The organism is Streptomyces atriruber (assembly GCF_001418325.1).
Classification (GTDB): domain Bacteria; phylum Actinomycetota; class Actinomycetes; order Streptomycetales; family Streptomycetaceae; genus Streptomyces; species Streptomyces atriruber.
The window spans coordinates 1-20,988 of record NZ_LIPN01000241.1; the positions used below are offsets into that span (position 1 = coordinate 1).

Genomic DNA, 20,988 nt, shown 5'->3' on the forward strand with positions numbered 1-20,988 from the left:
CCTCTCCACCAAACCCCCATCACCCCTCAAGCGGAATTTGACCAGAAGCCGAACGAATACCATCGCGGATTACTAGAATCACGAGCCATGGAACTCAGGCAGCTCGAATACTTCGTCGCGGTGGCCGAGGAGGAGAACTTCACGCGCGCCGCGGAGCGCGTGCACATCAGCCAGTCCGGAGTGAGCGCCCAGATCCGGCAGTTGGAGCACGACCTCGGGACGTCCCTGTTCGACCGCTCCGGCCGCAGCACCCGGCTCACCCCCGCCGGGGTGGCCGCACTGCGCCACGCGCGCGCGGCCCTGGCCGCGGTGGACGCCGTGCGGCAGGCGGTGGACGAGGTGAACGGCCTGATCCGCGGCAGGCTCGTGGTCGGCATGGTGACGGCGTGCACGGTCACACCGCTCTTCGACGCCCTGTCCGCCTTCCACCACCGGCACCCCGGCGTCGAGATCACCCTGCTCGAGGACACCTCCGACCGCCTCCTGGACCGACTGCGCGCCGGCACCGCCGACATAGCGCTCGTGAGCACCTCCGGTTCCACCCCGCCGGGCCTGGAGGCGTACGAGATCATCCGCGAGCCACTGGTCGCCGCGATGCCCGTCGGCCACCCGCTCTGCGAGAAGCCCGAGGTGACCCTGGAAGACCTGGCCCGCCACTCGGTGGTGAGCCTCCCGACGGGGGCCGGGGTACGCAGGGTCTTCGACGACGCCTGCGCGGCGGCGGGCGTCCACATGGAGATCGCGTTCCAGGCAGGCGCCCCCAGCGCGATCGCCGACCTGGCCATCCGCGGCCTGGGCGTCGCCATCCTCTCCGAATCCCTGGTGGCCCAGCACCGCCCCCGGCTGACCACCCGCAGGATCGCCGACATCCACACGGAGCCGGTCCTGTCCCTGGCCTGGTCCACCACGGACAACCCGGCCCTGCGCCAACTGATCCACCACTGCCACGAGTCCTTCACCCGCCCGGCCCCCGTCCCGGAACCGATCGCCTGAAGACACAGAAAACCCCAGACCAGAAGAGTCTGACCTGGGGTTCCAGATGGAGCCGCCTTCGGGATTCGAACCCGAGACCGATGCACTACGAGCTGTCCGATCGTGTTCGGCCGTGGTCCGGGGCCGTCTGGGGGTGAACCATCCTCGCAGGCCAAGGCGTGTAGCGAACGCCAGCGGACGAGTGCAGACCCCGCCGGATCCAGGCGGCAACCGAGACTAGAACTGAGACTGGCCCCAGCCATCGCGAAGGGGCAGGTTGCGCGCTATCAGGCGGGCGCAAACATCCATTTACTTCAATCTGCGCCGGAAGTCCTGCGAGCTCGTAACAGGATCTTGCTGAGGTGTCCTGGTCGGGCGTGACCGATGTGACGATTCGACCGTTCGCGTCCTGCCGTCGCAGATCAGATGGTGCTTGCTGCCCGTCTTCCGCCGGTCGACCGGCGACGAGCCGGTCGCGGCTCCCCCTTTTTCGCGCAGACGCGGGAGCCGTCCACGCACGCGCGGGTCCAGTCGAGTTCGCCGACCGCGTTCAGTTCGGCGAGCAGAATGCGATGCAGCTGCTCGAAGACCCCGGCCGCTGCCAGTGGTCCAGGCACCGCCAACACGTCTGTCCGGAGCCGAACCCCAGCTCCAGCGGCAGAAGTTGCCAGGAGATGTCGTGGTGCAGAACGTACAAGATGCCCTGTAGGCACAGTCGGTCCGGCACTGGTTTCGGCCCAGGCGAACGCTCGGGCCAGGGCGGCAGCAGCGGTTCGATTCGCGCCCACAAGTCGTCATCCACGATCCACGGCCGAGTCGTCACACCACGACCACGGCCAACGTCAACGACATCACGCAGACCCTGCACCTGGTCGACGGCATCCCGTCGGTAGCCGGACTTCCGGGCCGTCCGCGACGGCGACCCGAATCCGTCCTCTGCTCTCCCGCAAGGGCTCGCCGAACATCAAGAGCCTGGGCAAACTCCGCTACGTCGTCGAGCAGACCTTCGCATCGAACTCCACGACGCCTTCGCCTCATTGGCCTGCAGCCTCATCTGCTGGCGACGCCTCAAGAAGACCCGGCCATGATCGGGTTACGAGCCCTAAAGAATTATCGTCAATACTTCATCACCATCCCAAAGGCTATATTATCCTCCATCCCCCTCGTCAGGTAGCCGTGGCGGCGCCTGCTCCGTCGCTTCCCAGTCCTTGTCGATTTTACCCCTGTCATTTCTGAGGCTACCGGCTAGCCTATCGACAGCGTAACGGGCCGCATCAAGTTTATCCCGCTGCCATTGGCTCATACCTCCGGCCATCCATACACCATCAAGAGAATCCACGGATTCATCAAACTTCCCCTGAAGCCATTCGGCGGAATGCCTCACCTCGCGACTAGGGTGGAGCTGACGAAGCATCATGATCCGCTTCCGCAACTGCAACCATTCGCGGTGCACTTCTTCCTCTATCGGCTGCACAGCTCCGCTCCCTGCGTCACGAATTGCGCCGATTAGATGCAGAAGCGCATAGGAGTCAACGACCACTTTGGTGGCAGCCTCCCCCTCCTGCAATCTCTGTAACTTATCCTCTCGGCGTGCCACCGCTAGCCCACCCACAGCTGAGTCATGACGTTCACGACGCCGTTGCAGGTAGCTGGCCAAGTAGCCCGCGACGGCGGCGACCAAGGCACCGAGGACTGCTGCCCATATTTCCATCCTCACCACCCCTGAGCGCCCTCCTCGAAGAGGAGCAGATTCAGGTGCATTCGTCTAGTTAAAACGCAAGAATCAGTGGCGCAACGCGCCTTCGGGCTGCCGCCTCGCGCGGAGTCGGACGATGAGCCCGTCAGCAGTGCACTCGACCTTGCGCATTTCAGGTCGCCCCCCCCCTGCGGGCGATCGTCTCTTCAGGAGGGATTGCAGTCTCGGCATAAGTCGTCATCCACGCCCCTCGGCCGAGTGCTCACACCCTCCCGAACAGCCGAATCGTCACATCGGTCACGCCCGACCAGCGCATCTCATCAAGATCCTGTTACGAGCTCTACGCAACCGGACGAGTTGGTCCACAGCGTCACCGATCGGTTGTCCACGGACGGCACGGCAGCTCCAGCAGCTACCAGCGAGCGCTCTATCAGCCGATCAGCAACAGAACCGCCCACATCACGGCTGCAAGCAGAGGAAGCACATAGACAATCAGCGGCCGAGCACCTGGACCTGGCTGTCGGCATATGGCTCGAGTCTCGGCGTAGTCAGGGAACCTTGCTGCGGCACGCCGATGAAGTGCCTGGCAATACTTGAGGTGCCGGTGTCCGACGTACAGCCAAGTCAGCGTGAGCACGATCCCGAATGCGGCGATCACGCGCGCCGTAGGCCGACTCTGCTCATCTGCAGCCGAGGTGGTACTGAAAGCCACGGCCAAAAGGGACTGTGCAACGAGGAACAGGTTCCCCCGCTGGAAGAGCATCGTGTCTTCGTGGAGCCCCATTTGCCATAGTCGATCGCCCACGGCCCTGCGTTCGTATGCCTCATCGGCTGAGTCCGTCATGCGCAGGCTCTTCCCCTCCACGGACGGAGCTACCGCGTCCGCTAGCGCTCGCCATGACCGCCTCTCCGCCTGGAGCGGCCCCGCGTGAGGCGCACGGAGGCAGAACTGTCGGCGGAGTACGCCGAAGTGCTGCCCGTCGTCCTCGGCTCGCTCCTCGACCTCACCCTGCAGGTCCGCGCCGCCCAAGCGGAGCCTCAAGCACGCCGACGGCATGACGGTCTGTGCGAGGAGGTCACCCTTGATGACGTCGTCGTTGAGGTCGTCCAGAGCTGCCCGGTAGGCGGGCAGTACGCCGAGGCCTGCGGCCGTGTCGAGCTGGGCGCACAGGTGCGCGAAGTCCACCATCCGCAGATCGGTCGGTGTCGACGCAGAAGTCCGAGCCTCGGACACACACAGGCCGCAGAGCTCGCCCCCCGAAGGCATGGACGAACTGCCCAGGAGGCATCCCGGATGAGCACCGCCATCGCTGCCCCCGTCGACCGACTCCTCTACAAGCCAGAGGAAGCTGCCACCGCGCTCTCGCTCGGACGCTCCACCGTCTACGAGCTCATGGCCGAAGGCGCCCTGAGATACATCAAGTTGGGCCGCACGCGCCGGATTCGGCGTGCGGACCTCCATGAGCCCGCGCAGGGCCAATAACGAATCGTCCATCTACCTCGGCGACGACGGATGGTGGCACGGCCGCGTCACCATGGGCGTACTGCCCGACGGAAGCCCCGACCGCCGCCACCGCATGGCCCGCTCCGAACCCGCTGTGCGCCGCAAGGTCCGCGAGCTGGAGAAGCTCCGCGACGAGGGACGCGCGACCAAAGCGGGCCGCAAGCCCACGGTCGGCCAGTGGATGGAGACCTACCTCACCGACATCGCGAGCCTGAAGCTCAAGCCCCGGTCGCTGGACGACTACTGGTCCAAGACCCGCAACGACATCATCCCCGGCGTCGGAAAGCACCGCATCGACAAGCTCGCCCCCGAGCACCTGGAGCAGATGTACCGAGCGATGCTCGACGCCGGACGCGCCCCGTCACACGTGGTCAAGGTGCACCGCATCCTGTCGCGGGCCCTGAAGATTGCCCACCGCCGCCGGATGATCGGCGAGAACGTCGCCACCCTCGTGGACCCGCCCAGCATCGACGAGACCGAGACGAACCCGTTCTCCCAGGAAGAGGCGAAGGCATTCCTCGAAACGGCGGCGCAACGCCCCACGTTCATGCGGTGGATCGTCGGGATAGGCATGGGTTTCCGGCAGGGCGAGACCCTGAGGCTGCGCTGGCCGTACGTCGACCTCGAAGCCGAGCTGTTTCCACCCCCGCTGGCAGCTCCAACGGCTCACCTGGCGGCATGGCTGCGGCGACGCGCACGCCTGCGGAGCCCGTCGGCACCGCTTCGAGCCCTGCCCGTCCCACTGCGCCATGCACAAGGGCTACAAGCGAGGCTGCCCCAAGCCCTGCACTACGGCCTGCGTGAAACACGCCAGCACCTGCCCCCAGCACAAAGGCGGAGGCCTGGTGTTCACCCGCCCCAAGACCAAGAAGAGCACGAACCCCGTCCCGATCCCGCCCGCCTTCATCCCCTACCTGATCGCGCACAAGGCCCAGCAGGACGAGCTACGGGAGGCAGGCGGCGAACTCTGGCAGGAGCACCAGGCCGTGTTCGCTCGCGCCGACGGACGCCCCATCGACCCCCGCGAAGACTGGGCGGAGTTCAAAGAGCTCCTCGCGGAAGCAGGCATCGATGACCGTCGCCTCTACGACGGGAGCCGCCACACCGCAGGCACGATCCTGAACGAGCTGGGCGTCGACATGCCCACGATCATGGAGATCCTCCGCCACACCCAGATCAGCCAGACCCGCCGCTACGTCAAAGGCCGCTCGCACCTCTCCAAGGACGCGATGCGACGGATGGGGAACGCCTTCCTGCCCGCCCCGCAACCGGCCCCGGGGCCCTCAACTGAGACTGGAACTGAGACTGAGGACCGCCGCGCGGCCCGCTCCCGCCGCCGACGCCGCATCCGCTGAACGAGAAGACCCCAGGTCAGAATGAATCTGACCTGGGGTCTTAGATGAGCCGCCTTCGGGATTCGAACCCGAGACCTACGCATTACGAGTGCGTTGCTCTGGCCATCTGAGCTAAGGCGGCGCGCCGTCCGCACCATGGTGCGATCAGCAACGCGGCCAAGTCTACACAGTTTTCCGGGGTGCTCCGCACACCCCCTTCGAACGCCTATGAGCAGCGCTTTCCGTCCTCCGGGACGGTGCCCTTCAGGAGGTAGGCGTTGATCGTGGAGTCGACGCACTCGCTGCCGCGGCCGTACGCCGTGTGGCCGTCGCCCTCGTAGGTGAGGAGGCGGCCCGAGGAGAGCTGGGAGGCCAGGGCCCGCGCCCAGCGGTAGGGGGTGGCCGGGTCGCGGGTCGTGCCCGCGACCAGGATCGGCGCCGCGCCCTTCGCCTCGATGCGGTGCGGCTTCCCCGTGGCCCGCACCGGCCAGTACGCGCAGTTCAGCGAGGACCAGGCGAGGCCTTCGCCGAAGACCGGGGAGGCCTTCTCGAACGCGGCGACGCCCTTTTCGACCTCGGACGGGTCGGCGAAGGCGGGCGGCAGGTCCAGGCAGTTCACGGCCACGTTGGCGAACATGAGGTTCGCGTACTTTCCGTCGCCGTCCCGCTCGTAGTAGCCGTCGGAGAGGGCGAGCAGGCCCGCGCCGTCCTTGTTCTTCATCGCCGAGGTGAGCGCGTCGCGCAGCTGGGGCCAGCCCGCCTCGTCGTACATCGCGGCGATCACGCCCGTCGTGGCGAGCGCCTCGCCGAGCTGCCTGCCGCCGCTCGCGCCGATGGCCAGCGGCTGCCGGTCCAGGCCGCCGAAGAAGGCCTTGAGGCGCTTGCCCGCGTCCTCGGGGCTCTCCGCGCCCAGCGGGCAGTCCTCGCCGCGCGCCACGCAGTCCTTCGCGAAGGACCGGAACGCCGTCTCGAAGCCGGCCGTCTGGTCGCGGTTCATGCGGCGCGCGGGCAGCGACGGGTCCATCGCACCGTCCAGGACGAGGCGGCCCACGCGTTCCGGGTACAGCTCGGCGTACGTCGCGCCGAGGAAGGTCCCGTACGAGGCGCCGACGTACGACAGCTTGTCGTCGCCGAGCACCGCCCGCAGGACGTCCATGTCGCGGGCCGCCTCGACCGTGGAGACGTGCGGCAGGACCTTCGCCGACCGCTCCTTGCAGCCGGACGCGAACGTCTGGAAGGAGGTGCGCAGGGCGTCGGTCTCGCGCCGGTCGTCGGGGGTGACGTCGGTCTGCGTGTACGCGTCCATCTGCTTGCCGTCGAGGCAGGTCACGGGCTCGCTGCGGGCCACGCCGCGCGGGTCGACGGCCACCATGTCGTAGCGGGCGCGGACCTCCGCGGGGTAGCCGAGGGCCGCGTACGACTGGAGGTAGCCGACCGCCGAGCCGCCGGGGCCGCCCGGGTTGACCAGGAGCGAGCCGAGCCGCCCCTTCTTCTTGGTGGCCTGCTTGCGGGAGACCGCCAGCTGGATGTCGCCCGCCGCGGGCTTCGCGTAGTCGAGCGGGACCTTCATCGAGGCGCACTGGAACCCGGGCGCACCGCAGTCGCGCCAGCTGAGCTTCTGCCCGTAGTACGGGGCGAGCTCCGCGGGCGCCGAGCGGGCGAGCGCGGCCGGCGAGGCGTCCGCCGGTGAACTCCCCGACGAACAGCCGGAGATGAGCAGCCCGGCGGTGACGAGCAGGATGCCGCACGTACGGAGGGGGAGATGACGGGTGCGACGGCTGCGACGGCCTCGGCGGCCGCGACTGCTGATGTCCATCACGCGAGAGTAACTGTCCGCGAGCGAGTGATCACTCAACGCGCTCGTACGAGTGAACTCGTCAACCCATGGCCAGAGCCCGGACGTTCACCCCGCCCGCAGCGCCACCGTCATCGCCTCCACCGCGAGCAGCGGCGCCACATTGCGGTCGAGGGCGGTGCGGCAGGCGCTGATCGCCTCGATGCGACGGAGCGTGGCCTCGGGCGAGGCGCCCTGGGCCAGGCGCTGCAGCATGTCCTGCACCTCGGTGTTGGCGATGGCCACCTGCGAGCCGAGCTGCAGGGCGAGCACGTCTCTGTAGAGCGCGGTCAGGTCGGTGAGCGCGAGGTCGAGGCTGTCACGCTGCGTACGCGTCCTGCGCCGCTTCTGCTTGTCCTCGAGCTCCTTCATCGCACCGGCCGTGCCGCGCGGCATGCGGCCGCCCTGCGCCGCGCCGAGCGCCGCCTTCAGCTCCTCGGTCTCCTTGGCGTCGACCTCCTCGGCGACCTGCTTCGCGTCCTCGGTCGCCGTGTCGATCAGCTCCTGCGCGGCCTTCAGGCAGCCGCCGATCTCCTCCACCCGCAGTGGCAGCTTCAGGACGGCGGCCCTGCGCTCACGCGCGCGCGGGTCGGTCGCGAGGCGTCGCGCGCGGTCGATGTGCCCCTGGGTGGCGCGCGCCGCGGCCGCCGCGACGTCCGGCTCGATCCCGTCCCTGCGGATGAGCACGTCGGCGACCGCGGCCACGGGAGGCGTACGCAGTGTCAGGTGCCGGCAGCGGGAGCGGATGGTCGGCAGCACGTCCTCCAGGGAAGGCGCGCAGAGCAGCCACACCGTGCGGGGTGCGGGCTCTTCGACGGCCTTCAGGAGGACGTTCCCCGCGCCCTCGGTGAGGCGGTCGGCGTCCTCCATGACGATGACCTGCCACCGTCCGACGGCGGGCGAGAGCTGTGCGCGCCGGACGAGGTCGCGGGTCTCCTTCACACCGATGGAGAGCATGTCCGTGCGCACCACTTCCACGTCGGCGTGGGTGCCGATCAGGCTGGTGTGGCAGCCGTCGCAGAAGCCGCAGCCGGGGGCGCCGCCGAGCGCGCGGTCCGGGCTGGTGCACTGCAGGGCGGCGGCGAAGGCGCGCGCGGCCGTGGCCCGTCCGGAGCCGGGCGGGCCCGTGAACAGCCAGGCGTGCGTCATCTTCGACGACTCCGGAGGCGGTGTGTCCGCGGCGGCCGCGGTCACCAGCGCGTCGGCGTCCCGAGCGGCGGCGCCCAGCTGCTCGCTCACCCGCTCCTGCCCCACCAGGTCGTCCCACACGCTCATGGGGTCACCGCCTTACGCTGCGCTCTGCTGTTCTGCCGGACTGCTGCCCCGGCACATCGCTCCGCCGGACTGCCCATTGTGGAGGACGCCTCTGACAATCCGGCCCGGCCGCGGTGCTCAGCGGCCTCGTCGGCCGCGTCGGCCCCGCCCGCCGCCGTCGTCGTTCCTGCCGTTCCCGTCGGCCTCGTCGTCGTCCTCGTGCGACCCGAGCAGTTCGTCGGCCAGCGACGGCAGGTCGTCGAGCGGCGTCTCCTCGGCCCAGTCGGAGCGGGCCCGCCGGGGCACTCCCTGCTCGTCGACCTGGGGCAGCTCACGGGTCCGGTCGTCGGTGCCGTCGGGCGACGGCGCGGGCCGCTCGTCCCGGAAGTACCCCGGCGGAACCTTGTCCTGCCCCACGGCCGGCAGCACGGCCGTCTCGTCCGCGGCCCCCTCGGGAGCGGGCGGCTGCGGCAGCACCGCGGTGTCCTCCGCGCCGGGTCCCTCGGCACCGACCGCCGGGAGCACAGCCGTCTCGTCGGCCGCTCCGGAGGGGAGCTTCACCACGGGCGTGGGCACGGTGGTCTCGTTGTCGGGCACGGGCGGCGCGGCCGGTGCCTTGTCCTCAGGAGCCTGGTTCTTCCGCTCGGAGGCCTGAGGCTTCCGCTCGGAGGCCTGGGTCTTCCGCTCAGGAGCCGACGCCTTCCGCTCCGGGGCCGGAGCCCTCCGCTCGGGAGCCGGAACCGGATTCGAGACCGCCGTGGCCGCGGCCGCCGAAGCCGCCGCGAGCCGCCGCGCCTCCTCGGCCCGCAGCAGTGCCTCCTCGGCCTTCCGCTGCTTGTCGAGCCGCCGCTCCTCCGCCTCGGCGCGCAGCCGCGCCTCTTCCTCGGCCTCCCGGCGGCGCCGCGCCTCCTCGGCCGCCCGCACCTTCTCCTCGGCGAGCAGCCGCGCCTTCTCCTCCTCGGCCTTGCGCCGTGCCTCCTCGGCACGCTTCCTGGCCTCCTCGGCCTGCCGCTCGGCCTCGCGGCGCTGGGCCTCCTCCAGCTCGCGCTGCTTGCGCTCCTCCTCCTCGGCGCGGAGCTTGGCGAGCTGCTCCTGGCGCTCGCGCTCCAGACGCTCCTCCTCGGCCTTGCGCGCGGCCTCTTCCTCGGCCTTGCGCCGCGCCTCCTCCTCGGCGGCCTTGCGGGCCTCCTCCTGCGCCTTCACCTCGGCCTCGGAGAGCGGGAGCACCAGGTCGAGCCGGTGCCGGATGACGGTCGTGACCGCCTCCGGCTCCTGGGCCGCGTCGACGATCAGGTACCGCCCCGGGTCGGCGGCGGCGAGCGTGAGGAAACCGGAGCGCACGCGCGCGTGGAACTCGGCGGGCTCCGACTCGAGTCGGTCGGGCGCCTCCGTGAACCGCTCGCGGGCGGCCTCGGGCGACACGTCGAGCAGGCACGTCAGGTGCGGTACGAGGCCGCCGGTCGCCCAGCGGTTGATGCGGGCGACCTCGGTCGGCGACAGGTCACGGCCGGCGCCCTGGTAGGCGACGGACGAGTCGATGTAGCGGTCGGAGATGACCACGGCGCCGCGTTCCAGGGCGGGGCGCACGACGGTGTCGACGTGCTCCGCGCGGTCGGCGGCGTACAGGAGTGCCTCGGAACGGTGCGAGAGACCGGCCGACGACACGTCGAGGAGGATCGACCGCAGCCGCTTGCCGACGGGCGTCGCCCCCGGCTCGCGGGTGACGACGACCTCGTGTCCCTTGGCGCGGATCCACTCGGCGAGCGCCTCGGCCTGCGTCGACTTGCCGGCGCCGTCGCCGCCCTCCAGGGCGATGAAGAAGCCGGTGGCGCAGGCGCCCTGCACCGGGTCGTCGCCGCCGCGCAGCGCGTCCAGCAGGTCGTGCCGGAGCGGAACGCCCTGCCGGTCGTCGGCCTTGGCCAGGACCAGCGCGGCCACCGGCAGGAGCAGGGCGCCGACCAGCATGAGCGTGAACGCGGCGCCGCCGTGGTCGAAGACGAACTTGCCGTTGACCATGCGGTGCGGCCCGATCGCGGCGGCGACCACCGGGGCCACCAGCGCGCCGAGCGCGAGGCAGAGACGTACGACCGCGTGGAGGTGCTCGGTGGTGCGGGCCCTGCGGTAGTCCTCGACCTCCTGGTCGAGCAGCGCGTGGCCGATGTTCGCGGCGACGCCCGCGCAGACCCCCGCGAGGGCCAGGAGCAGCAGCACCGTCGTCACGTCCGGCACGAGGCCCGCGGCGAGCAGGGAGATGCCGGTGAGGGCGATGGCGAGCGCGAGCAGCCTGCGGCGCGAGAGCGTCGGCAGCAGGGACGGCGCGGTGCGGATGCCGATGGCGGTGCCGCCGGTCAGGGCGAGGACGATCAGGCCGTACGTGACGGGTCCGCCGCCCAGGTCCTTGGCGTGCAGCACGGCGACGGCGACGGCGGCCGCGACGGCACCCGCGACGGCGGCGCAGGCCGTGACGAACAGCGGGATCGCGCCGGTGCGGCCCTTGTCGGTGCCGGTGCCGGTGCGCGGCCTGCGGAGCCCCTCCAGCGGGCTGCGCGCGCGGGGCGTCTGCGTGGCGGGAAGTTCGAGGAAGTAGACGATCGACAGCGAAGCGGCGAAGAGTCCGGCCGCCACGAAGGAGGCGAGCCCGGCCTGGTGCAGCTCGAACCAGTCGAGGCCGGCGCCGAGGAGGTTACCGATGAGGGTGATGCCGACGAGGGCGGCGGCCGCGATGGGCAACGCCAGGAATCCCGTACGCAGGGACAGGCGCCGCAGCGCGTCCATGTGGTCGGGCAGCGGCCGTACCGTCGCGCCCTCCAGGGGCGGCGCGGGCAGCAGCGCGGGGGCCGCGCTCTCCTTGGCGACCGTCCAGAAGCGTTCGGCGACGCCGATGACGAACGACGTCACCAGGATGACCGCGAGGGCGTTGTCCGGGGTCCAGTCGATCCACAGCGGAGCGATGACGAGCAGCGCGACCCGCACTCCGTCGGCGCCGACCATGGTCCAGCGGCGGTCGAGCGGGCCGTCCGGAGAGGTGAGCGAGGTGAGCGGGCCGAGAAGGACCGCTCCGAAGAGCAGCGTCGCGAGAACGCGTGCTCCGAAGACCGCGGTCACGGCGAAGGCGGCACCCCGATAACCGCCCCCGAAGGCGCCTTCGGCGATGGCCGACTGGAGCGCGAGGATCACCAGGACGAGCAGCGCGAGCGCGTCGCCGACACTGTCGACGAGCTGGGCGCTCCACAGCCTCTTCAGCTGGGGAACGCGCAGCAAGGCGCGGACGGCACGCTCTCGGGAATCTGCGACCAGGGCGTCGTCGGGGGCCGGGTTTCCGGCCGTTGGCTGCTCGGCACGCGTCATCCGTCCAGCCTATCTGGACGGACCCACTCCCCGCGGAGCCACCCGAACAAACGACCGTCAGGTCCCGTCACGGGCGAGATGGGCGGAATCCACTGTGCCGGGTGCCCACATCAGGACACCCGGCACGGGAACATCACTCTTCAGAAGCGCCACTTTCTCTGAAGGAGCACCCCGCCGTAGAGGCAGTCCTCCGTAGAGGCAGTCCTCCGTAGGGGCACCCCGCCGTAGAGGCAGTCCTCCGAAGGGTCACTCCTCCGAAGCAGCCCCCTTGGAGGCGGCCGTCTTCTTGGCGGCGGTCTTCTTTGCGGTGGTCTTCTTCGCCGCAGTGGTCTTCTTGGCCGCCGTCTTCTTGGCAGCGGTCTTCTTCGCAGGCGCCTTCTTGGCGGGTGCCTTCTTGGCCGCCTTCTTCGCCGTCTTCTTGGCCGGGCCCTTCGCCCGCTTCTCCGCGAGGAGCTCGTAACCCCGCTCCGGGGTGATGTCCTCGACGGAGTCGGCTGCCCGCAGCGTCGCGTTCGTCTCGCCGTCCGTGACGTACGCCCCGAAGCGGCCGTCCTTCACGACGACCGGCTTTCCGCTGACCGGGTCCTCGCCGAGCTCCTTCAGCGGCGGCTTGGCGGCGGCGCGGCCGCGCTGCTTCGGCTTGGAGTAGATCTCCAGGGCCTCGTCCAGCGTGATCGTGAAGAGCTGCTCCTCGGTGTCGATGGAGCGCGAGTCGGTGCCCTTCTTCAGATACGGCCCGTACCGCCCGTTCTGCGCGGTGATCTCGACGCCTTCCGCGTCGGCGCCGACCACGCGCGGCAGGGACATCAGCTTGAGGGCGTCCTCAAGGGTGACCGTGTCGAGCGACATGGACTTGAAGAGGGAGGCCGTGCGCGGCTTGACCGCGTTCTTGCCGGTCTTCGGGGTGCCCTCGGGGAGCACCTCGGTGACGTACGGGCCGTAGCGGCCGTCCTTGGCGACGATCTGGTTGCCGCTGTGCGGGTCCGCGCCCAGCTCGAAGTCGCCGCTCGGCTTGGCGAGCAGCTCCTCCGCGTACTCGACGGTCAGCTCGTCGGGCGCCAGGTCGTCGGGGACGTCGGCGCGCTGGTGGTTCTCGGAGTCCCGCTCGCCGCGCTCGATATAGGGGCCGTAGCGGCCGACGCGCAGCACGACGTCGTTGCCGACCGGGAAGGACGACACCTCGCGGGCGTCGATCGCGCCGAGGTCGGTGACGAGCTCCTTGAGGCCGCCGAGGTGGTCGCCGTCGCCGTTGCCCGCGTCGGCGGCGCCGCCAGAGCCCTCGCCCTCGCCGAAGTAGAAGCGCCGCAGCCACGGCACGGCCTGCGCCTCGCCCCGCGCGATGCGGTCGAGGTCGTCCTCCATCTTGGCGGTGAAGTCGTAGTCGACGAGGCGCCCGAAGTGCTTCTCGAGCAGGTTGACGACGGCGAAGCTCAGGAAGGAGGGCACGAGGGCCGTCCCCTTCTTGAAGACGTACCCGCGGTCGAGGATCGTGCCGAGGATCGACGCGTACGTCGACGGGCGGCCGATCTCGCGCTCTTCGAGCTCCTTGACGAGGCTGGCCTCGGTGTAGCGGGCCGGCGGCTTCGTCGCGTGGCCGTCGACCGAGATCTCGTCGGCGGAGAGCGCGTCGCCCTCGTTGACCTGCGGGAGCCTGCGCTCGCGGTCGTCCAGCTCGGCGTTCGGGTCGTCGGCGCCCTCGACGTACGCCTTGAGGAAGCCGTGGAAGGTGATGGTCTTGCCGGACGCGCTGAACTCGGCGTCACGGCCGTCGGAGGCACGGCCACCGATCTTGACCGTGACGGAGTTGCCCGTCGCGTCCTTCATCTGGGAGGCGACGGTCCGCTTCCAGATCAGCTCGTAGAGGCGGAACTGGTCGCCGGTCAGGCCGGTCTCGGCGGGCGTGCGGAAACGATCACCCGAGGGACGGATCGCCTCGTGCGCCTCCTGCGCGTTCTTGACCTTTCCGGCGTACGTACGCGGCTTGTCCGGCAGGTAGTCGCTGCCGTAGAGCTGAGTGACCTGCGCGCGGGCCGCGGCGACCGCGGTGTCCGACAGGGTCGTGGAGTCCGTACGCATGTAGGTGATGAAGCCGTTCTCGTACAGCTTCTGGGCCACCTGCATGGTGGCCTTGGCGCCGAAGCCCAGCTTGCGCGAGGCCTCCTGCTGCATCGTCGTCGTACGGAACGGGGCGTACGGCGAGCGGCGGTAGGGCTTGGACTCGACGGAGCGTACGGAGAAGGCCGTGTCCTGGAGGGCGGCGGCCAGCGCGCGGGCGTTCGCCTCGTCCAGGTGGAGCGTGTCGGACTTGAGCTGTCCGACGGAGTTGAAGTCGCGGCCCTGTGCGACGCGCTTGCCGTCGACCGTGGTGAGGCGGGCGACCAGCTGCGAGGGGTCGGAGGCGTCACCGGCGCGGCCGGTGCCGAAGGTGCCGGTCAGGTCCCAGTACTCGGCGGAGCGGAAGGCGATGCGCTCGCGCTCGCGCTCGACGACGAGGCGGGTGGCCACGGACTGCACACGGCCTGCCGACAGGCGCGGCATGACCTTCTTCCACAGGACCGGCGAGACCTCGTAGCCGTAGAGGCGGTCGAGGATGCGGCGGGTCTCCTGCGCGTCGACCATGCGCTTGTTGAGCTCGCGCGGGTTGGCGACGGCGCTGCGGATCGCGTCCTTGGTGATCTCGTGGAAGACCATGCGGTGGACGGGGACCTTGGGCTTCAGGACCTCCAGGAGGTGCCACGCGATGGCTTCGCCCTCGCGGTCCTCATCGGTGGCGAGGAAGAGTTCGTCGGACTCCTTGAGGAGGTCCTTGAGCTTCTTGACCTGCGCCTTCTTGTCGGAGTTCACGACATAGATGGGCTGGAAGTCGTGCTCGACGTCCACGCCGAGGCGGCGCACCTCGCCGGTGTACTTCTCGGGCACCTCCGCGGCGCCGTTGGGGAGGTCGCGGATGTGCCCGACGCTGGCCTCGACTACGTAGCCGGGGCCGAGGTAGCTCTTGATCGTCTTCGCCTTGGCAGGCGACTCGACGATGACGAGTCGGCGGCCGCCCTGTGCGGTCTCGCTGGTCGGGGACAACTTCGCTCTTCTCTCCGGTCGACGCTCGGTGGCAGTGCGCGGCGGCAGTGCATGGGGCGCACTGTCGCGTCGCACCGCTCAGTCGCATTGCACGGTGGCAATGCTCTTGGCAGTGCGGTGACAGTGCCCGCATGGCTTGCGTTGCGCTGTCGCTGCGGAGTGTGACGGTACATCCCGCCCCCGTGTCAAACGGGAAAAGCCCGCAACGGCCACTCGAACGGTAACCCGACTACCGCCATTCCTGCCGCCCGGAGTGGCGACCCGCTGTTCCGCCGCCCCGCGCGGCCGGAGCCCGCGTGCCACCTGTGCGATCACTGGGAAGCGGGTGGCCGAAGGGCCGACGAGAGAGGGTCCGCCCTGCCTGGGAGCGCGTGTCCCGCGGCCGCGCCGCGGGTGTCCGATCAACCGGAAGCAAATGCTCCGCCGGGTCGCCGGAGCCGTCTCACAGCCGCGTGAAGCACCACACTCCGAGCAGCAGCGCACCCGATCCCGCGAGCGTCGCGAACGTCGCCGATGCGATGGGGTTCACACCCTGGGCGACCGGGGAGCGGTGCGCGACACGCGCACCGGTCCACATCAGCAGTCCGGCGCCGAACAGTGCGAACACCGTTCCGGCGAAGATCGCTGGTCCGCTCTCCATGCCCTTGCCTCCCCGTGCCGAGTTCCCCTGCCGGGAGGCTGACACGCGCGGGAATCGGGAGTACGAAATCGGGGTGAACGGCGAGCGGCCCGTCCGCGTCGCATCCGAAATGCCCGGTGCGGGAGGTAAGTTGGCTGATTCTCCCTCTTCGCTCCGGGGCGATGCGCAGAGCGGCTACGCCCCCGCCGGAAGCAGGAAGCCCTGCTGCACGAGGAGCCTGATCTGCGCGGGCGTCCGGTCCCGCAACAACACCGGGTCCTCCCCGACCAGTTGCGCGATGGCGTCCAGGATCCGTCCGGCGCTCAGCGAGCCGTCGCAGACACCCGCGAAACCGGCGCCCACCGTGTCCACCTTGGTCGCCCGCCGCATCCCGCGGTTCTGGCGCAGCACGACGTGCTCCGGGTCCTCGGCGCCCGGCAGTCCCACCTGCTCCTGCACCACCTCGTCGGCGAGCTTGAAGTGCGCGGCGAGCAGCGCGGCGTCGTCGTGCGCACGCAGGTACTCCTGCCGCTCGAAGAACTCCCGCACCGTGTCGCCGAGCGGCTGCTCGACGGGGTGCGGCCACTCCTCGACGGTGACGGACGGCTCGGCGGCGGCCGTCTTCCTGAGCGTGATCCAGCCGAATCCGACGGCACGCGTGCCCCGCGCCTCGAACTCGTCCAGCCATGCGTCGTACCGCGCGGCGTACTCCGCGGAGTCCGTGCGGTGGTCCCCCGCGTCCCGCAGCCACAGCTCGGCGTACTGCGTGATGTCCTGCACCTCGCGCTGCACGATCCAGGCGTCGCAGTCGCGCGGCACCCAGGACCGCAGCCGGTCCTGCCACTCCTCGCCCGCCACGTGCTGCCAGTTGGCCAGGAAGTGCGCGTACCCCCCTTCGTTCAACCGCTCCCCCGCCTCCTGAACGAGCGACCGGCACAGATCGTCCCCGCCCATGCCGCCGTCCCGGTACGTGAGCCGGGCCCCCGGCGAGATCACGAAGGGCGGGTTGGACACGATCAGGTCGTACGTCTCGTCCGCCACCGGCTCGAAGAGCGATCCCTCCCGCAGGTCCGCCTCCGGGGCGCCAGACAGCGCCAGGGTGAGCCGGGTGAACCGCAGGGCCCGGGGGTTGAGGTCGGTCGCGGTCACGCGCGTGGCGTGCTGAGCGGCGTGCAGGGCCTGGATGCCGGAGCCGGTGCCCAGGTCGAGGGCGCTCGCGACGGGCGTGCGCACCGTGATGCCGGCGAGCGTGGTGGACGCGCCGCCCACCCCGAGGACGACGCCCTCCTCGTGCTTGCCGATGCCGCCCGCGCCGCCGACCGCGCAGCCCAGGTCGGAGACGATGAACCAGTCCTCACCGCTCGGCCCGCCGTACGGCCGCACGTCCACCGTGGCCCACAGCTCACCGTCCCGCTCGGCCAGCCAGTCGCTCTCCAGGAGTACGCCGACGGGCAGGACGTCCGCCACGCGCGCGTGGGGCACCGATTCCTGCAGCAGGAAGAGGCGAACGAGCGCCGAGAGGGCCCCGTCCCCGCGCGTGGCCCGCAGCGCGGGCACGGTCTCGCTGCGCGCGAGCGCGGCGTAGGCGGGGGCCCCGAGCAGTTCGAGCAGCCCGTCGGCGGTGAAGTCGGCGGCGAGCAGGGCCTCGCGCAGGGCGGCGGCGACGTCGGCACGGTCGGACGAGGGCAGGGGAAGGCTGGCGTTACTCACCCCTCCATTGTGGCCCGCCCGGCGCGCCGATGCCCTCGGCACCGCCTGGGTGCCGAGGGCATCGTGAGTATCGGGAGCGTACGGCCGAAAGAGTCGGCTCGGAGTCGGGCTCCGGGCCTGACGGGAGTCAGCTCTTGGCGGAGGGCGTGGCGGACGCGCTCTTGCAGCTGTCCTGCTTGCGCATCGCCTTGCCGACCTCACCCTCCTGGAGCTTCTCCAGCGCCTCGTTGCCGCTCTTGCTCAGCTTGTCCAGGTCGCCCGCGACGTCCTTGAGGCCGTCGGCGAAGTCCGCCTGGTTCTTGGTGTCCAGGCCGTCGACCTGCTTCTTCAGGTCGCCGTACGACTTGGAGATGGCGTTCAGTTCCTTGACGGCGTCGTCCGTCTTCTTCTTGCCGTCGTCGACCGGGGGCGCGCCCGCGTTCTTCACGGCGTCGCCCATCGACTTGTAGGCGTCGGACATGTCCTGGAACGCCTTGGAGTCGGTCTTCTGGACGTCGGCCGGCGCGCTGTTGTCAGAGGTCTCCTTCTGGATCGCGGTGTTGGCGTCCGCGATCTTCTTCGACTGCGGCTGCACCGAGTCACAGACCTTCTTGGCCCAGTCGTCCAGCTTCTTGTTGCCGTCGTCGCTGCACCCGGACAAAGCGAGTACCAGTACCGCACCGCCGGACAGTGCGGCTGCAAGCTTCTTGTTCACCGGATTGGTCCCTTCCATGGCTCTCGGCCCCGGAACTTACACGCCAACTGGGCTACATCCGCATGCCGGGGGCCCGGCACATCCGCTATTGCAGCCATTTGCACCAAGCGGCGTAAGGGGAAGAAGCGCGAGACAAGGCTCACGGCTGCCCCGCACATGCCGACGGGCGGACGGCGCATCAAAAAGCGCCGTCCGCCCGCATGTTGGGCAGAGCCCGACTCGGAGTCACCGAGTCACCAGGCCGCCGGGTTCACCGAGCCGACGGATCACCCGATCGCCGGAGCCCGGTCACGAGACCACGGCCGGGTCCGCCGGCTTGGCCACCCGCTCGGAGTTGCCCTCGTCCCCGACGGCGATGCCGCGCCGCTTGGAGACGTAGACCGCGCCGATGATGACCGCGATGGAGAGCGCCGCGATCAGCACCCGCATTCCGACGCTGGCGTCGTCCCCGTAGCTGAACTTGACGACCGCGGGCGCGATGAGCAGCGCCACCAGGTTCATCACCTTCAGCAGAGGGTTGATCGCGGGACCCGCGGTGTCCTTGAACGGGTCGCCGACCGTGTCACCGATGACGGTCGCGGCATGCGCCTCGCTGCCCTTGCCGCCGTGATGCCCGTCCTCGACGAGCTTCTTGGCGTTGTCCCAGGCACCACCGGAGTTGGCGAGGAAGACCGCCATGAGCGTGCCCGTGCCGATCGCACCCGCGAGGAACGAGCCGAGCGCGCCGACGCCGAGCGAGAAGCCGACCGCGATCGGCGTGAGCACGGCGAGCAGACCCGGTGTGGCCAGCTCGCGCAGCGCGTCCTTGGTGCAGATGTCGACGACGCGTCCGTACTCCGGTTCCTCGCTGTAATCCATGATCCCGGGGTGCTCGCGGAACTGCCGCCGCACCTCGTAGACCACGGCGCCCGCCGACCGCGACACCGCGTTGATCGCGAGCCCCGAGAAGAGGAAGACGACCGCGGCGCCGAGGATCAGGCCCACCAGGTTGTTGGGCTGTGAGATGTCCATCACCAGGTTCATCGGAGCGCCGTCGCCGAGTTTCTCGCCGACGTCCTTGGCCGCTTCCGCGATGGCGTCGCGGTACGACCCGAAGAGCGCCGACGCCGCGAGGACCGCGGTCGCGATGGCGATGCCCTTGGTGATGGCCTTGGTGGTGTTGCCGACGGCGTCCAGGTCGGTGAGCACCTGCGCGCCCGCGCCCTCGACGTCGCCGGACATCTCGGCGATGCCCTGCGCGTTGTCGGAGACGGGACCGAAGGTGTCCATGGCGACGATGACGCCGACCGTGGTCAGCAGCCCCGTACCGGCGAGCGCGACCGCGAAGAGGGCGAGCATGATCGACGTGCCGCCGAGCAGGAACGCCCCGTACACGCCGAGCCCGATCAGCAGCGCGGTGTAGACGGCCGATTCCAGGCCGATCGAGATACCGGCGAGGATGACGGTGGCCGGGCCGGTGAGCGAGGTCTTCCCGATGTCCTTCACGGGACGCCGGTTGGTCTCGGTGAAGTAGCCGGTGAGCTGCTGGATCAGCGCGGCCATCACGATGCCGATGGCGACGGCGACGAGCGCGAGAATCCGCGGATCGCCGTCGTGGCCCTTGATCGCCGCGTCCGTGACACCGTCCAGGTCGGCGTACGTGGACGGCAGGTAGACGAAGACCGCCACGGCCACGAGGGCGAGCGAGATGACGGCGGAGATGAAGAATCCGCGGTTGATCGCGCTCATTCCGCTGCGGTCGGAGCGCCGGGGCGCCACTGCGAAGATGCCGATCATCGCCGTCACGACCCCGATGGCCGGAACCAGCAGGGGGAAGGCGAGTCCGGAGTCGCCGAACGCCACCTTGCCGAGGATCAGCGCGGCGACGAGCGTCACGGCGTACGACTCGAAGAGGTCGGCGGCCATACCGGCGCAGTCGCCGACGTTGTCGCCCACGTTGTCGGCGATGGTCGCGGCATTGCGCGGATCGTCCTCCGGAATGCCCTGCTCGACCTTGCCGACCAGGTCGGCGCCGACGTCGGCGGCCTTGGTGAAGATGCCGCCGCCGACACGCATGAACATCGCGATCAGCGCGGCGCCGAGGCCGAAGCCTTCGAGCACCTTCGGCGCGTCGGCCGCGTAGACGAGCACCACACAGGAGGCGCCCAGAAGACCGAGCCCCACCGTGAACATGCCGACTACGCCGCCCGTGCGGAAAGCGATCTTCATGGCCTTGTGCGAGACAGCGGTGAGATCCTTTTCGGGCTCACCTTCTGCCGGAGTGGCCTCTCGGGCGGCGGCTGCGACGCGCACATTGCTGCGTACGGCGAGCCACATACCGATATAGCCGGTGGTCGCCGAGAACGCCGCTCCGACCAAGAAGAAGATCGATCGTCCGGCGCGCTGATTCCAGTCGTCCGCGGGCAGCAGCATGAGCAGGAAGAACACCACGACGGCGAATACGCCGAGAGTGCGCAACTGCCGACCCAGATAGGCATTCGCGCCTTCCTGGACCGCCGCCGCGATCTTCTTCATGCTGTCGGTGCCCTCGCCTGCCGCGAGTACTTGTCGTACGAGCACACCCGCGACGACGAGCGCCGCCAGCGCGACGGCCGCGATCACCATCACGATGAGACGGTTGTCGTCTGTCAGGACTGCGGCTGCGAAGGTTGAGGGATGGTCAAACTGATGAGGGGTAGAAAGCCCCGCCATTCGTCCTCCTTGACGCTTGGGCTGAGCTCAAGATGTGGACGGATTGTAGGGAGCGGAACCTGATCAAAACAGAGCGCCACAAACGGAATTGACCTGAGATTGCTTCTCAGCAAATGATCGCGCGCAGGGATTGACCCCGAAAGCGGTAATGCCTCAAAACCGTTGACGATAGATCGTCGATCTAGGTCGATAAATGATCAGAAAAAGAAAAGGCCCAGTTCACCGTGGTGGTGACGGGGCCTGTCAGGGGGTTGGGG

At 69.6% G+C, this 20,988-nt stretch carries 11 protein-coding genes, 1 tRNA gene and 2 pseudogenes; 3 read left to right on the forward strand and 11 right to left on the reverse strand.

Translation table 11 applies throughout. The features are described 5' to 3' along the window. The first annotated feature begins 87 nt into the window (after nt 1-87). A complete protein-coding gene (locus tag AOK03_RS24220) occupies nt 88-993 on the forward strand; it encodes a LysR family transcriptional regulator (RefSeq protein WP_055567449.1) in 906 nt (301 codons plus the stop codon). A 529-nt stretch (nt 994-1,522) separates the two neighbouring features. Here AOK03_RS24220 and AOK03_RS44225 read toward each other — a convergent pair. Then, complete coding sequence (locus tag AOK03_RS44225; RefSeq protein ID WP_107098090.1) at nt 1,523-1,840, reverse strand: transposase; 318 nt, start codon at nt 1,838-1,840, stop codon at nt 1,523-1,525. 1,873 nt (nt 1,841-3,713) lie between these two features. After that, nucleotides 3,714-3,881: pseudogene (locus AOK03_RS42055) on the reverse strand (ATP-binding protein); the annotation flags it as partial. Between the two features lie 81 nt (nt 3,882-3,962). On the opposite strand from AOK03_RS42055, the gene AOK03_RS24230 reads away from it, so the two are divergent. Next, nucleotides 3,963-4,151, forward strand: coding sequence for a helix-turn-helix domain-containing protein (locus tag AOK03_RS24230; protein WP_055567451.1), 189 nt, complete (start codon nt 3,963-3,965; stop codon nt 4,149-4,151). Then, nucleotides 4,129-5,527 (forward strand): annotated as a pseudogene (locus AOK03_RS24235) (tyrosine-type recombinase/integrase). The gene AOK03_RS24230 and the pseudogene AOK03_RS24235 overlap by 23 nt, the downstream one beginning before the upstream one ends. A gap of 47 nt (nt 5,528-5,574) precedes the next feature. Here the strand turns inward: AOK03_RS24235 and AOK03_RS24240 are convergent. The 9 genes from AOK03_RS24240 to AOK03_RS24280 all read right to left on the reverse strand — a co-directional run bounded on the left by AOK03_RS24240 (nt 5,575) and on the right by AOK03_RS24280 (nt 20,731). Beyond that, nucleotides 5,575-5,648 (reverse strand) — tRNA-Thr (locus AOK03_RS24240). Nucleotides 5,649-5,732: 84 nt separating this feature from the next. Further along, on the reverse strand, nt 5,733-7,322 hold the full coding sequence (locus AOK03_RS24245; RefSeq protein WP_055567452.1) for an alpha/beta hydrolase: 1,590 nt from the start codon (nt 7,320-7,322) through the stop codon (nt 5,733-5,735). A gap of 87 nt (nt 7,323-7,409) precedes the next feature. Beyond that, entirely contained in the window at nt 7,410-8,615 is a 1,206-nt protein-coding gene (locus tag AOK03_RS24250; protein WP_055567453.1) for a DNA polymerase III subunit delta', read from the reverse strand. Between the two features lie 117 nt (nt 8,616-8,732). Next, nucleotides 8,733-11,942: a dTMP kinase gene (gene tmk / locus AOK03_RS24255; protein WP_055567454.1), complete on the reverse strand. Its 3,210-nt coding sequence runs from the start codon at nt 11,940-11,942 to the stop codon at nt 8,733-8,735. A gap of 246 nt (nt 11,943-12,188) precedes the next feature. Then, the gene (gene topA / locus AOK03_RS24260; RefSeq protein ID WP_055567455.1) at nt 12,189-15,017 is read right to left on the reverse strand and encodes a type I DNA topoisomerase; all 2,829 of its coding nucleotides are present in this window, start codon (nt 15,015-15,017) and stop codon (nt 12,189-12,191) included. 442 nt (nt 15,018-15,459) lie between these two features. Further along, nucleotides 15,460-15,657: a hypothetical protein gene (locus AOK03_RS24265; RefSeq protein WP_055567456.1), complete on the reverse strand. Its 198-nt coding sequence runs from the start codon at nt 15,655-15,657 to the stop codon at nt 15,460-15,462. Between the two features lie 174 nt (nt 15,658-15,831). After that, nucleotides 15,832-17,346, reverse strand: coding sequence for a DUF7059 domain-containing protein (locus AOK03_RS24270; protein ID WP_055567457.1), 1,515 nt, complete (start codon nt 17,344-17,346; stop codon nt 15,832-15,834). 127 nt (nt 17,347-17,473) lie between these two features. Further along, nucleotides 17,474-18,058, reverse strand: a complete 585-nt coding sequence (locus tag AOK03_RS24275) for a hypothetical protein (protein ID WP_055567458.1) — start codon at nt 18,056-18,058, stop codon at nt 17,474-17,476. Between the two features lie 270 nt (nt 18,059-18,328). Then, on the reverse strand, nt 18,329-20,731 hold the full coding sequence (locus tag AOK03_RS24280) for a sodium-translocating pyrophosphatase (protein ID WP_055567459.1): 2,403 nt from the start codon (nt 20,729-20,731) through the stop codon (nt 18,329-18,331). Nucleotides 20,732-20,988 lie beyond the last annotated feature (257 nt).

What these genes read in the sequence shown, in the direction of transcription:
- AOK03_RS24220 (WP_055567449.1), top strand. Translation starts at nt 88, where the DNA reads ATGGAACTCAGGCAGCTCGAATACTTCGTCGCGGTGGCCGAGGAGGAG.
- AOK03_RS24230 (WP_055567451.1), top strand. Translation starts at nt 3,963, where the DNA reads ATGAGCACCGCCATCGCTGCCCCCGTCGACCGACTCCTCTACAAGCCA.
- AOK03_RS24245 (WP_055567452.1), bottom strand. Translation starts at nt 7,322, where the DNA reads ATGGACATCAGCAGTCGCGGCCGCCGAGGCCGTCGCAGCCGTCGCACC.
- AOK03_RS24250 (WP_055567453.1), bottom strand. Translation starts at nt 8,615, where the DNA reads ATGAGCGTGTGGGACGACCTGGTGGGGCAGGAGCGGGTGAGCGAGCAG.
- tmk (WP_055567454.1), bottom strand. Translation starts at nt 11,942, where the DNA reads ATGACGCGTGCCGAGCAGCCAACGGCCGGAAACCCGGCCCCCGACGAC.
- AOK03_RS24265 (WP_055567456.1), bottom strand. Translation starts at nt 15,657, where the DNA reads ATGGAGAGCGGACCAGCGATCTTCGCCGGAACGGTGTTCGCACTGTTC.
- AOK03_RS24275 (WP_055567458.1), bottom strand. Translation starts at nt 18,058, where the DNA reads ATGGAAGGGACCAATCCGGTGAACAAGAAGCTTGCAGCCGCACTGTCC.
- AOK03_RS24280 (WP_055567459.1), bottom strand. Translation starts at nt 20,731, where the DNA reads ATGGCGGGGCTTTCTACCCCTCATCAGTTTGACCATCCCTCAACCTTC.